Annotated in this window: 11 protein-coding genes and 1 tRNA gene; 3 read left to right on the top strand and 9 right to left on the bottom strand. The window is 41.5% G+C overall.

The window, feature by feature from the left end:
- Positions 1-53 precede the first annotated feature (53 nt).
- The 3 genes from lysA to CHX27_RS03410 form a co-directional block, all read right to left on the bottom strand.
- A complete protein-coding gene (lysA, locus tag CHX27_RS03420; protein WP_094485369.1) occupies positions 54-1259 on the bottom strand; it encodes a diaminopimelate decarboxylase in 1206 nt (401 codons plus the stop codon).
- A gap of 170 nt (positions 1260-1429) precedes the next feature.
- Entirely contained in the window at positions 1430-2938 is a 1509-nt protein-coding gene (locus CHX27_RS03415; protein ID WP_094485368.1) for a peptide MFS transporter, read from the bottom strand.
- Positions 2939-2956: 18 nt separating this feature from the next.
- The gene (locus tag CHX27_RS03410) at positions 2957-5122 is read right to left on the bottom strand and encodes a S9 family peptidase (protein WP_094485367.1); all 2166 of its coding nucleotides are present in this window, start codon (positions 5120-5122) and stop codon (positions 2957-2959) included.
- Between the two features lie 118 nt (positions 5123-5240).
- Between CHX27_RS03410 and CHX27_RS03405 the strand changes: the two genes are divergently transcribed.
- Both CHX27_RS03405 and CHX27_RS03400 read left to right on the top strand, forming a co-directional pair.
- On the top strand, positions 5241-6563 hold the full coding sequence (locus CHX27_RS03405) for a hydroxymethylglutaryl-CoA reductase, degradative (protein WP_262494576.1): 1323 nt from the start codon (positions 5241-5243) through the stop codon (positions 6561-6563).
- A complete protein-coding gene (locus tag CHX27_RS03400) occupies positions 6560-7468 on the top strand; it encodes a GYDIA family GHMP kinase (RefSeq protein WP_094485365.1) in 909 nt (302 codons plus the stop codon). Before CHX27_RS03405 ends, CHX27_RS03400 begins: the two co-directional genes overlap by 4 nt.
- Before the next feature lie 474 nt (positions 7469-7942).
- On the opposite strand, the gene CHX27_RS15480 is transcribed toward CHX27_RS03400, so the two are convergent.
- The 6 genes from CHX27_RS15480 to CHX27_RS03370 all read right to left on the bottom strand — a co-directional run bounded on the left by CHX27_RS15480 (position 7943) and on the right by CHX27_RS03370 (position 13672).
- On the bottom strand, positions 7943-8095 hold the full coding sequence (locus CHX27_RS15480) for a hypothetical protein (RefSeq protein ID WP_165764422.1): 153 nt from the start codon (positions 8093-8095) through the stop codon (positions 7943-7945).
- Positions 8096-8740: 645 nt separating this feature from the next.
- Complete coding sequence (locus CHX27_RS03390) at positions 8741-10834, bottom strand: peptidylprolyl isomerase (RefSeq protein ID WP_094485363.1); 2094 nt, start codon at positions 10832-10834, stop codon at positions 8741-8743.
- 104 nt (positions 10835-10938) lie between these two features.
- Positions 10939-11148, bottom strand: coding sequence for a hypothetical protein (locus tag CHX27_RS03385; protein ID WP_094485362.1), 210 nt, complete (start codon positions 11146-11148; stop codon positions 10939-10941).
- Position 11149: 1 nt separating this feature from the next.
- A complete protein-coding gene (lptC, locus tag CHX27_RS03380; RefSeq protein WP_262494575.1) occupies positions 11150-11692 on the bottom strand; it encodes an LPS export ABC transporter periplasmic protein LptC in 543 nt (180 codons plus the stop codon).
- 2 nt (positions 11693-11694) lie between these two features.
- Positions 11695-12945, bottom strand: a complete 1251-nt coding sequence (locus CHX27_RS03375; RefSeq protein WP_094485360.1) for a hypothetical protein — start codon at positions 12943-12945, stop codon at positions 11695-11697.
- Complete coding sequence (locus CHX27_RS03370; protein WP_094485359.1) at positions 12938-13672, bottom strand: type III pantothenate kinase; 735 nt, start codon at positions 13670-13672, stop codon at positions 12938-12940. The genes CHX27_RS03375 and CHX27_RS03370 overlap by 8 nt, the downstream gene beginning before the upstream one ends.
- 96 nt (positions 13673-13768) lie before the next feature.
- Here CHX27_RS03370 and CHX27_RS03365 point away from each other — a divergent pair.
- A tRNA-Phe gene (locus CHX27_RS03365) sits at positions 13769-13841 on the top strand.
- The last annotated feature ends 33 nt before the right edge of the window (positions 13842-13874 follow it).

The raw sequence follows: 13874 nt of genomic DNA, 5'->3' as shown, positions 1-13874 counted from the left end.
ATAACATCAAAAATCAATTAATTTAATTTCACCCAACGGGTTACATTAATAAACTAGAACTCAATATCTATCTGATTTCGAATCAAATCGTCGAACGATTCTGGTTTCGTGATTAGGTGCGGTTGTCCGTTATGCATCAAAATTTCCGCCGGTTTGTACCGCGAGTTGTAGTTCGACGACATGCTGTAACAGTAAGCACCCGCATTGTGAAAAGCCAAAACGTCGCCTTCGTGAATTTCGCTAATGCGGCGGTTGGTGGCAAACGTATCAGTTTCACAGATGTAGCCCACAACGGTATAAAAGCGTTCCTTTCCTTTCGGATTAGAAATATTGCGAATGTGGTGTTGCGAACCGTAAAGCATCGGCCGAATTAAGTGGTTAAAACCGCTGTCGACACTAGCAAAAACGGTAGAGGTTGTTTGTTTCACCACATTTACGCGCGTTAAAAACGTTCCCGCTTCGCTTACCAGAAACTTTCCGGGTTCGAATGCTAAAGTTAGCGGCTTTCCGTACTCTTTCTGAAATTGCAAAAAACGTTTGCTGAGCTTTCGACCCAGTTCTTCGATATCTGTTTCGATATCTCCTTTTTTGTACGGCACTTTAAAACCGCTTCCGAAATCCAGGAAGTCGAGATTTGGGAAATGTTTTGCCGTATCGAATAAAATCTCGGCAGCGTACAGAAAAACTTCAATGTCGAGTATATCCGAACCCGTGTGCATGTGAACACCATTAATGTGCATGCCCGTGTTTTGCACAATACGCAACACATGCGGCAACTGATGAATGGAAATACCGAATTTACTGTCTATATGTCCGACGGAAATATTGCTGTTACCGCCAGCCATCACATGCGGATTAATGCGGATACAAACCGGATGTTGCGGATGCTTGGCTCCAAACTGCTCGAGAATCGACAAATTGTCTATGTTTATTTGAACACCTAAAGCGGCAGCTTGCTCGATTTCGGAAAGCGAAACACCATTGGGCGTAAAGATAATCTGCTCAGGTTGCATTCCGGCGTACAAACCCAATTGCACTTCTTGAATGGAAACAGTATCTAAACCTGCACCTAGGCTCTTAAACAATTTAATGATAGCTGTATGCGACAGTGCTTTTACAGCATAGTTAATCCGCAAGTGTTCGATTTTCGAAAAAGCGTTTCGCAAGCGGTTGTATTGTGCTACGATTTTCTCGCTATCGTACACATAGGCCGGCAAAGGGAATTGTTCGGCAATTTGTTGCAGTTGCTGGTTTTCCATAGATCAAAATTTTGGCAAAAGTAAGGGAGTACAGTAGTTCTTCAAATTTTTCAACAAAATACAACATTTTAAAACAAATTGTGTTTTTTGAAACATTTTACGAGAAATATACTATTTATCAAACAAAAAAGCTGCACGAGGCAGCTTTTTATAGATCTGAAAAGTGAATTCTAAGATTGCACTTCTTCGTGCATTTTCTTTTGCAAGTAGCTAGACAAGAAAAATAAGATTCCTGCCGCAGCACCAGTCATTACAATAAAAACGATAAAGAATTCGTACAAGTTAGTAATTTGAAAACCTACTATACTAGGAAAATCAGTAACGGCTGATCCGTCGGCATTTGCTGTCGGTGGAATCAAAGCACTTAGTGTCCCTGCAAATTTATTGGCAGCCGCATTTGCCAAAAACCAAGTTCCCATTAGCAACGACGATAGACGTAACGGCGCTAATTTAGAAACCATTGATAAACCAATGGGCGATAAACACAATTCGCCCATAGAGTGAATTACGTACAAAGCAAACAACCACCACATCGAAACTTTATCCGAAGCACCGATTCCTTTAACGGCAAACGCAATCACCACATAACCCAAGGCAACTAAAGCAAGACCTAAAGCCATCTTCTTCGGCGAACTTGGCTCTAATTTTCGCACATACAAAAAGCCCCAAATCAAAGTGAAAACAGGAGCTAATAAAATTACCGCCAGTGGATTAACAGATTGAAACCAGCTCGCAGGGACTTCAAACCCAAAGAAGTCACGATCGGTTTGTCTATCTGCAAACAAAGTCAGCGACGCACCTGCCTGTTCAAACGCTCCCCAAAAGAAAATAACGAAAAACGCCAAAATCAAAATCACGATAATTCGTTGCATTTCTACACTGGTAAGCGACTTGTCCGTTAGAATGATGATCGGCATCAAAATCATTGCACCGTAAATAAAATAGCTGATAATATCAACATCCGTTTGAAACAGCGTCTTAAAATTTAGCATGAAATAAATGATACCAATGGAGCCAATGATTGCTAAAATATTCGGAACATCTAACTTCTTCACTGGCAAGCCAATTTCTTTTCCTTCCTCAGAAATTAAATACTTCTTTTGGCCGATAACAAAAGCTCCGAGACCAAGAAGCATTCCGATACAAGCGGCTAAAAACCCCCATTTGAAATCCATGGAACCACAAACTAGGGGCGAGAAAAATGCTCCTAAATTTATTCCCATGTAAAAAATGGTAAAGGCACTATCAATTCTACGATCGTTCGCTGGGTATAGTTGCCCTACCATCGTAGAAATATTTGGTTTGAAAAATCCGTTACCTATAATAATTGCTGTCAATCCGGCCCACATTAAAGCCACACCTCCATCGGCACCTGCAGACGCACTTAAAAACATTAAAAACTGACCTATAGCCATTAACAAACCGCCAATAACAATACTTCGTCGGTTCCCTAAAAAGCGATCACATAAATATCCGCCAAGTAGTGGTGTAAGATAAACCAGTCCGGTGTAACTGCCATAAATCTCCGATGCATCAGCGTCAGAAATTAGCAGTATTTTGGTCATAAACAGAATGAATATGGCACGCATGCCGTAGTAACTAAATCGTTCCCACATTTCTGTGAAAAACAAGAAATAAAGTCCTTTTGGATGTCCGGTTTTTATTTGAGTTTGCTCCATGTAAAGAGTTTTGGTTGGTTAAAGATTATTCTTAATAAAGTCTGTCATTTTATTGTAAAGCTGTATACGGGTCATGCCGCCGTAAATACCGTGATTTTTATCGGGATAAATCGCCCAATCGAATTGCTTGTTGGCTTGCACCAATGCTTCGATCATGCGCATTGAGTTTTGTACATGCACGTTGTCATCTGCCGTTCCGTGAACCAATAAAAACTTTCCTTTCAGTTGCTTCACAAAATTAATCGGCGAATTATCATCGTAACCTTTCGCATTTTCCTGCGGCGTAGTCAAATAACGTTCCGTGTAAATCGTATCGTAAAAACGCCAATTAGTTACCGGCGCTACAGCAATAGCCATTTTGAAAATGTCGGAACCTTTAAGCAAACAGTTAGCCGACATAAATCCGCCGTAACTCCAGCCAAAAATTCCAATACGATTGGCATCAATGTAGTCGAATTTTGCCAAGCTTTTAGCAGCAAAAATCTGATCTTGAACCTCTAAGTTTCCTAAATCGCCTTGCGTACACTTTTTAAATGCAGCACCTTTAAAACCGGTGCCACGACCGTCAACACAAACAACAATGTAGCCCTGTTGCGCCAGCATTTTGAACCAATAATCGTCGTAATCGTTCCAGCTGTTGCTCACTTGTTGCGAACCCGGACCCGAATACTGATACATAAAAAGTGGATACTTCTTCTTCGCATCAAAATCTGTTGGCTTTACCATCCAAGCATTTAAATCTTGTCCGTCTGCCGACTTCACGGTCATAAAAACCTTTTCCGGCATTTTGAATTCGGCTACGCGCGAACGCAAAGCTTCATTTCGCAACAAAACCTGAATCGATTTTCCAGTTACCGCATCGTTTAACGAAACCTGCGGAGGTGTTGCGCTGTCGTGAAAATTACTAATGAAGTGCGTAAACACCGGACTAAACGTGGCGCCGTTGGTACCCACTTGCTGCGATAACTTTTTTCGATTCTTACCGTCGATTCCAATACTGCTGATCGTTCTATTGATACTGCCTTCCTCAGTCGATTGGTAAAAAACACGCTTCGTTTTTTCGTCAAAACCATAATAAGCCGTTACTTCCCAATTTCCTTGCGTAATTTGGTTGATTAGTTTACCGTCGCTTCCATACAAATACAAGTGATTGAAGCCGTCTTTTTCGCTGCTCCAAATGAAGCGGTTTTTAGAAATGAAAGTCAAATTATCGGTAATATCGATATACGCTTTATCCGTTTCAGAGAATAGTAGTTTTTTCTCTGCAGTTTGTGCATCTACAAAATAAAAATCGAGTTTATTCTGATGTCTATTCAAAATCTGTACACTCAAAAAGCGAGCATCTGCACTCCATTTTATTCTCGGAATGTAAAAGTCGTTGTAGGCACTTAAATCCACTTTCTTGGTTGCCTGCTGCGCCACATCGAAAAGATGTAAACTCACTTTAGCATTGGCTTCTCCTGCTTTTGGATACTTAAATGTTTCGTTACCGGGATATAAATTTTGTCCGTAAACATTCATGGTAAATTCAGGAACTTCCGTTTCATCAAAACGAATAAATCCGATCGTTTTACTGTCGGTACTCCACTGGTAAGCTTTCACAAAGGCAAATTCTTCTTCGTAAACCCAGTCGGTGATACCGTTAATGATTTTGTTTTTTACACCGTCGGTTGTAATAGCACTAACCGCTTTGCTTCGAACGTCAAAAAGATACAGATTGTTTTCGCGTGCAAAACAAATTTTCGAACCATCCGGACTCAACTGCGGCTCTTGAATCAAATCTTGCGTGATCGCAGTAAGCTGCTTGGAAACCGTGTCGTACAGAAAATAACGCGCAAGAAAAGAGTGTCGATAAATAGGCGTTGATCCCGCGGTTATCAAAATGTATTTATCGTCTTCACTGAATTGAAAGCCGTCGATGCCTGCTTTAGTTTCTGGAAATGCAGCCGTACCGAAAATGGTTTCAATTTTCTTACGAGTCGCAAAATCATACAGATTTATCGACATACCACTGCCCTCTTCTTCTAAAACCGCATAGGTATTGGATTTGTGGAGAACCTGAAGTTCTTCTAGATTTTCGGTTCTAAAATAGCCCCGATAAATTTGATCAATTGTGATTTGTTTTTGTGCGTAAACCCACGTGGTTACCACTAAAAAGAGATACAAAAATTTGCTGTTGCGCATAGAAACGAATTAAAGTGTCAATTTTAGTAAAAAAAAGGGTGCAAAAGCTATAAATGGGCATAAAATAAGCGTTCAGACATCAGAATAAAACTGTTAAAAACTCCGATATCTTGTATCTTTGCAACTTAATTCGTTTAAAATGACAGATTCTGCAGCAAGCTTCTCGAAGTTAAGCAAGTTGGAAAAAATAGATTTTATTGCTTCTTCGTTTTTCAAAGAACCCACGCTCGCAAAAAACGTACTCCAAAAATATTGGAACGCCGACGAAAAGTTGCAACAACTTCACGACGATTTCATAGAAAACACCATCAGTAACTTTTACTTACCGCTGGGTGTCGCACCCCATTTTTCGATAAACGGCAACGAATATTTTGTTCCGATGGTCATCGAAGAAAGTTCGGTGGTGGCTGCTGCTGCCAAAGCCGCCAAATTTTGGAAAACCCGCGGCGGATTCTCCACTCGAATTATCGGACAAGAAAAAATCGGACAAGTACACTTTGCCTATAACGGAGCAAGCAACGAATTACACGATTGGTTCGCAAATTGCCAGTCGCTTTTCCGCGAAGAAACCGCTTTCATCACCAAAAATATGAAGAAAAGAGGCGGCGGAATTTTAGCCATTGAACTGCGAAACGCTACCGATAAACTTCCTAATTATTACCAACTCCACGCAACTTTCGACACCAAAGATTCGATGGGTGCTAACTTTATAAACAGTTGCTTAGAACAATTTGCAGCTGTGATGCGCCGCGAAGCCGACAAACTCAACGGACAACTCGACGTTATTATGAGCATACTCTCTAATTACGTGACCAATTGCGTGGTCGAAGCTAAAGTGTCGTGCTCGATTGCCGACTTGAAAGACAAAGGAATCGACGATCCAGAACTTTTTGCCAAACGCTTCAAAATGGCTGTCGATATTGCACGAGCCGAACCTTACCGCGCCGTGACACACAACAAAGGAATCATGAACGGTATCGATGCAGTGGTTTTAGCTACTGGAAACGATTTTCGTGCCATCGAAGCTGCGGCACATGCCTATGCATCGCGCGATGGGCAATACCGCTCGTTGTCGTTTTGCGAACTTACCGATACACGGTTTACGTTTGGATTGCAAATGCCGTTGGCTCTCGGAACCGTTGGCGGCTTAACGTCGTTGCATCCGCTGGTTAAATTTAGTTTGGAACTGCTTAAAAATCCGAGTGCCGCACAACTCATGGAAATAGTTGCCGCTACGGGCTTGGCACAAAATTTCGCTGCACTGCGCTCGTTAACAACAACAGGAATTCAGGCCGGACACATGAAAATGCACCTCAACAATATTTTAAATCAGCTTGAAGCAAACAGCGAGGAACGCAAAGCAGTTCAGGCAGAGTTTAACGGAAAAGCGGTGTCGCACGCCGGTGTTCACGAGTTTATCGATAAGCTGCGCCAGTCATGAACGAACAGATGTATCGGGCAAACGGCAAACTTCTCATCACAGGCGAATACGCAGTCTTAGACGGAGCGCTTGCACTCGCGATTCCCACAAAATTGGGACAACGATTGCGAGTAAGCGAGTTTGAAGACACACAAAAAATAGCCTGGGAAAGCTTCAACGCGGCAGGCGAAAAATGGCTTGATACGCGGTTTACCCAAGAAGATCTCGAAAATGCAATACAAATCGCCGATCCGGTACGACAAGCCTTAGCCAACGTATTAAATCGAGCGATACAAGGCAAAACAACCGCACCACTTTTTGGAAAGAAATTTAGCACACAGCTGGAATTCCCAAATAATTGGGGATTGGGAAGCAGCTCTACGTTGATCAGTTTGGTGGCGCAATACGTTGATATCGATGCATTTGAACTATCCGATGCAACTTTTGGCGGTAGCGGATACGACGTGGCATGCGCGACAGCAAACGGACCTATTTTTTACCACAAAACCCCAAACGGTCGCGAAATTCGATCGGCTAATTTTCCAATGGCATTGAAAAATCACATGTATTTTGTGCATTTGAATCAGAAACAAAACAGTCGGTCGGCGATTGCACAATACAAGGAGCTGCCGAAAAGCACGGCATTTATTGAAGCCGTTTCCTCGATTACGAACGCTGTAGCACAAACAACCCAATTTGCGGAATTAGCAGATTTACTGCAACGACATGAGGATTTACTGTCGGCACAACTCCAAATTCCGACCATAAAAGCACAACTTTTCAGCGACTATCCGGGTGTGATAAAAAGTTTGGGAGCATGGGGAGGCGACTTTGTTTTGGCACTATCAAAAACACCTCCACAGCTCTACTTTTCCGCAAAAGGTTTTACTACTTGCTTAACATTCGACGAGCTGTTTGATGTTTAAACAAACAACTTTTTTGAACTAGTCTCGGAAATACTTCGGCAAGAAGCAACACAACATTTTATCGATATAGAGAACTCTCGGGGTAGCAAACAGTGCGCAGGAATTCACTATTTTTTATGGTTGACCACATAGGCACATAGTGATTTACCACATACCTGCTCTGATGGTTACAGCTGACCACATAGGCACATAGTTTATTAACCACAAATTATCGATTTTAGTGGTTATGGCTGACCACATAGGCACATAGTGATTTACCACATACCTGCTCTGATGGTTACAGCTGACCACATAGGCACATAGTTTATTAACCACAAATTATCGATTTTAGTGGTTATGGCTGACCACATAGGCACATAGTGATTTACCACATACCTGCTCTGATGGTTACAGCTGACCACATAGGCACATAGTTTATTAACCACAAATTATCGATTTTAGTGGTTATGGCTGACCACATAGGCACATAGTGATTTACCACATACCTGCTCTGATGGTTACAGCTGACCACATAGGCACATAGTTTATTAACCACAAATTATCGATTTTAGTGGTTATGGCTGACCACATAGGCACATAGTATATTAACCACAAACTGCTGGTTTTGCTGGTTGCGGCGGACCACATAGGCACATAGTTCATAAAAAAACTCTGCGATTACTCGAGTCCGAGAATTTGGGGCAAACGAGACAAAAAAAGAATTGACAACTTTTTTGGGCGGCATTTCGCGCTGTTCGTTGCAATAAAATCGTGTGGCGCCGGTTCTGGCAGTCTTTCGCACAGCTTCCGCTGGTCGCTGCGCAAAAAACGCCGTCACACGTTGCCACTACGGTTTTATTTTCACTGCCATCACGGCCGCGAGAGACGTTACCTAAGAATCGTTCTTTAAATTCGTAAAACGTTATTAATTATCAAACGATCATCTTTATGTAATCATATTATTTTCAATAATTTAAACGTAGTAATATTGCAATATTACGTTTGTTAAAATTCGAATGTTTTGGCAATCCTTTATTTAGAAGACGAAACGCCGGCAACGACTTTGCGGCCCGGATGGTAGCGTAAAGCCTTGCCAAACGCGGTGCGTGCAAAAACAAAAACCGCAGAGCGACCAGCGGAAGCTCCTGCGGTTTTTAGCTTTTGCCGTACTGCGGAGGCAAGCTTGTAGCGAACAGCCGGAACTGCCGCCCAAAATAGAATGACAAACTGAGAATGGGGCATAAAAAAAGTCCCGCGTAATGCAGGACTTTTACTTGGTCTATGTGCCTATTTCTAGTAGAACAATCTACGATTATCCTCGATTTTGGCTGCATCCTTTAATGCGTTCAAAATTCGTCCAGGTGCGCTTCCGTTCTGAGCTTGTAATTTGGCTACGTAATCTTTATAATCTTTGATTACGGGTGCCGCAGTAACCGCCTTAGCGCTTACAACATACACACCTGACACGCCTTCGATTGGAGCCGACAATTTGTTAGCGCCCAGTGCCATTGCCGTAGCAATTACGCGTGGTTCTGGACCAACACCTTCGAGTACACCTGCTTCGATAGTTACATCGGTTGCTACTTTTACGTTAGTCTTGTTTGCAGCAGCCATAGCAGCAAGGTTTGCACCTTTAAGTTTCGCTTTAATGAGCTCAGCTTTTTTCTTGTTCTTTAATTTTGCCTCCAACATTGGGCGTGCTTGATCAAGCGCCATCAAACCTTCCGCATTGTATTTCTTGATGCTTACAATGGCGTTTCCAACATTTGGAATATCGAATTTTTTGAAAGAGCCTACTTCGTTTTCATCATCGTACGCCCAACGAACAATCTGACGTTGATTTCCGAGTGCTCCAACAAGTTCGTCCATTGGTTTTACTTTTACCGCAGGCGCAACAGTAAGTTTGTAGGTTTTTGCTACTTCAGCAATTGATTTCGATTTCAAATCGTTTTCGATTTTCGAAGCGGTTGCAAAGTTTTTGTCGTTTGTTTGTTCAGACGCTTCGATTTTGCGCGCAATTGTTGCTAGACGAACAGCATCTTGTTTGTCAGTAACTTTAATTACGTGGAATCCGAATTCGGTTTCAACTAACCCGACTGAATTTACTGGATTGTTAAAAACGTAGTCGTTGAACTTGGTGGTCATTTGTCCTGGTTCGAAATACCCAAGATCGCCACCATTTTGTTTAGAACCATCGTCGCTATTTGTCATAGCAAGCATCATAAAGCTGTTTGGATTTGCTTTAACTTCGTTAAGGAGTTCTGCTGCTTTAGCTGCGGCTTCTTCTTTAGTTCTAGTTACGTTTGGCTGTGCGCGCATAGCTCCTTTGTAGGACAATAAAATATGCGATGCACGAGCGTTTGCTCCGGCTTTACGACCCATACCTTTAGATATTGCATAATATCCGTTGAACATATATGGTCCGTAAACCGATCCAACAGGTAAGTTAAACAGTGCCTCAGCATGTTCAGCAGGCAAACGGTTTTTCGCGGTGTATGACGAATCGTATGGAATATCTGAATTTTCTGAAACGAATTCTTCTGTATTTTTCGCGTTCATGAAACTCGGAATCGTATCGTTTTTGCCGGTTTCGTTGTTGAGTACCACGCGAGGTGCCATTAGGCTATTGATCGCGTTTTTAACTTCAGCCTCATCTTCTGCCGACGGTTTATCTTCAACGAGAATATATTCCAACTCTACATTTTCCTCAGCTTTGAATCGCTTTTCATCTTTGCGCATTTCGGCGATAATTTCTTCGTCAGAAACTTTCACGTCCGAATCTTTGATTGAAGAATACAATACTTGCACGTAATCGAAAGAAACTTTATCCGCCTCGAGTTTGTATTTCAATTTTCCTTCAAAAGAAGCTGTATACATACCTCCACGAATCATACTTCCGTACGACTGGAACTTGGCGTTCAAGGCTGCCTCTTTTCTACGATCGTTTAACAATTGCGCCTGAGCTGGATTTGCTTTGATAAATTCATCAAACTTTTTCTGGTCGAATAAACCTGCCTCATTCAAAAACATAGGGTTTTGCCCAATGTCTTGGCTTTGCTTGAGGATATCCATTATTTGATCTTCCGAAGAACGGATTCCCAATTTTTCAAACTCTTCAGTAAGCAAAACGATGTTAACTTCTTGATCCCAAATACGGTTTGCCGCCTGAGTAGTAGTCATTCCTTGCTGACTTTTCTCCAGATTTACAACCTTTACATTGAAATCGTCGAAGCTTACATCTTCATCGTTCACCGTACCGACATATCTCGAAGAGCCGTTAAATGCACCGCTTTGAAAAATATCTCCAATGATAAAAGCGAGAAGACAAAATCCGATTACTGCAATGAGTAAAAACGAACGCTGTCTGATTTTGGATAAAACTGCCATAGTTTCTCTCTAATTTTTAAATTCAGTCTGCGAAAATACAATTATCTGCCAAATTACGGCAAGGGTAAATTTTTATTTTTTAATAGCGTCGCCCAAGCCTTATTTTACGGCTGTTTTTGCTGATTGTTTTTTGCTCTTTCTTCAAATTTCTTGAAGTAAAGACGTCTAAAAAAGAACATTGCAAGTGCGCCTACTGCAAAAATTAGGTATAAATAGCGTTCATCAGTTCCGCTATTCCACAACTCTACAGTTCGATAAGCCATAAAAGCTGCGGCAGCTAAGTAAACGTATTGCGTAAATTTTAGAAATTTCATTTTATTCTGCTTTGTTTATTTGTCCACGTACCTGCTGATAATTGATTCGTTTAAAATCTTTGTTGAAATCGATTCCGGTTCCACGCGTGGTTCCGCCATTTGGATCGGTAAATAAAAAAGGCTTTTCGGTGAAGAACCAGCCGTTTTTTTGGTCGAAGAATAGCTGTTCGGTCTCTAGTCGTTGATTTTCTTCAGATCGAATAACCACATTTTTACGCAAATCAATCAAATCACTTCCTTTATAGGACACAGCGTACTGTGCTGTGATGAATGTTCTTTTTCCTTTTTTGTCGTAGAGTGTTAAATCGATTCCTTTGGGAAACTCGGTGAAGGCGTGCTTTACAGTAGCGAAATCGCGCATTTGTTTAGCTGCGAGTACCGCGGTAATGCGACCAGAATCGGTATACTTGAGAGCTAGGAAATCGGCCTCGCCACTTGGTGTGAAAGTTGCCAAATTACTTTTGTTCACGGCTTTGATTCGATCTTCGCAACTGCAAAAAATCAGAAACAAAATGAGGCACAAAAATAAATTTTTGGTTGTCACTATTAGTCGTATTTACGTTTTACAAACCATCTGTCGTTAAGCGACAAACTGATAGATATGTTGGTATAGCGTTCTTCTACCAATCCAGCAGCCTTTGTTCCGCGTTTACCTAATTCACAACCCAGGTTGATATTAGAAAAAGTTCCGCGCAAAGGCAATCCGAGACCAAAAGTTACTGCTTTATCTTCAATATTCTTGCCATTGACAACCAATCCGCTTTGCTCAAAACGAGCGCCCGCGCGGTATGTAACTCGGTTGAAGTATCCATTAAAGGCAGTATATTTTGGAATAAAATAACCTCCAAAACTGATCTTGGTACCGTTTTCGTAATTTACGTTTTGAATATCATCAAAGCGATTTGCAAAACCGTTATTCGATGTTAAAGCCAACTCAGCACCGATCAACCAATGGCGTTCTTCTCCAAAACCGGCACCAAAAGTTATGCGTTGTGGCATTTTTAATTTTGAATCGGGAACAATTACTTCTGTTTCAGATTGAATATTTTCGGTATTCGCGCCGATTAAGACCGTAGCTATAGACCGGCTATTGTTGAGATTAATTGATGTCCCTGGGGTGTACGTAATACTGGAGTAAAGTGTATTTTTCTTTCCTACTTTTCGGCGGTACATAAAACCTGTGTTGAATGTAAAACCTGATAGAGCCGACAAGCTAACTTCCCTCGATCCAAACTGAACGCCTTCAATTGTTGCTAAAGTACTTGTTTCAATCTGTCCAAAATTGTATTGTAAATCGGTTCCAAAACTTAGATTTTCAGAAAAATTATACGCAAGTGAGAAAAACACTCGATTTAAACCACCTGACCCTTCGTAGCGGCGATTATTTGTGTTGGTTCCGCTTGCTAAAGTTTGAAGTTTATATCCGACAGAACTGTACGGTAAAACACCAATTCCGGCGCCGAATTTCTTTGAAATCGGGATAGCAAAAGCAAGGTAATCAATACTTGTCCTGCCTGCATTATCGTTTACGGAATTGGTTACAAATCGTGTTTTATTGTTGGTGGCCGCCACAGAAAAAGAGGTAACTTTTAAAGACCCATATGAAGCCGGGTTTTGCAGATTGATGTGAATACTGTCGGTAAACACGGCCACGCCGCCCATTGATCTGTTTTCAACAGAACCTCGGAAGGTAACTTCTCCAATACCGTAAAAAGAATAGATAGAAGGTGTTCCGTTTTGAGCGTGAGCAACTAAACTCATAAAAAGGCTCACTGACAGCAGAATTCGTTTAATCATTAGGGTTGTAAAATTGGTACAGTGCATACAAAGCTCGCTGCATGAAATTTGAATCGGCAAATATGCCATTTTTTAATTGGGTTGCCAAAAATTCGGCATCCCCGCCCGTTAAAATTATGGTAAAGTCGGCATACTGCTGCTTATAACGGTTAATGATTCCAATTATTTCGGCTACTATTCCATTTATTACACCCGATTCGATGCAAGAAACGGTGCTATTGCCAACAAGTGGGGTTTCGCTAACCTTAGTTACGAGCGGAAGTTTCGCTGTATAATCGTGTAGTGATCTAAAACGGAGCTGAAAACCAGGCGATATTCCACCTCCGAGGTACGAACCGTCGTTCAAAATGAAATCGTAAGTAATACAGGTACCTGCGTCGATAATTAGGCAAGAGGTATTTTTATACAATAAAGCAGCACCCGAGACGAGCACTTTACGATCGATTCCCAAGGTTTCGGGTGTGGTATATCGATTAATAAACGGCCAATCGGCCAACTTTGCCACATCAAAAACGGGTATATTTGGATAAAACTGTTCGAAAAAGGGCGCTAAGTTGGCTGCAACGGAACTCAAAACAACATTTTTAACATTTGGATGTTTGCGCAGTAGCTCGGCAGTTTCGTCGGAAAACGAATCGTGGCTAACCGTCGTAGTATCAAATTTTTGCCCATCGGATGTTAGGTGTAATTTGATGCGTGTATTTCCGTGATCAACGAGTAGTAACATGTTTTTACAGCTAGGACGGCAAGTTACAAATGAATTTTTTTAAAGATTTCTTTTGCACAAATAAAAACTCGGTTATATTTGCACCCGCATTAGCGAGGTACCTTAGCTCAGTTGGTAGAGCAACGGACTGAAAATCCGTGTGTCCCTGGTTCGATTCCTGGAGGTACCACATCCAACCCTTGATATCCTACGATATTGAGGG

The organism is Flavobacterium aurantiibacter, from assembly GCF_002251775.1.
In the GTDB taxonomy this organism is placed as follows: Bacteria; Bacteroidota; Bacteroidia; order Flavobacteriales; family Flavobacteriaceae; genus Flavobacterium; species Flavobacterium aurantiibacter.
Note: the sequence above shows the minus strand (reverse complement) of the source record. Positions and strands in the feature narration are given on the sequence as shown.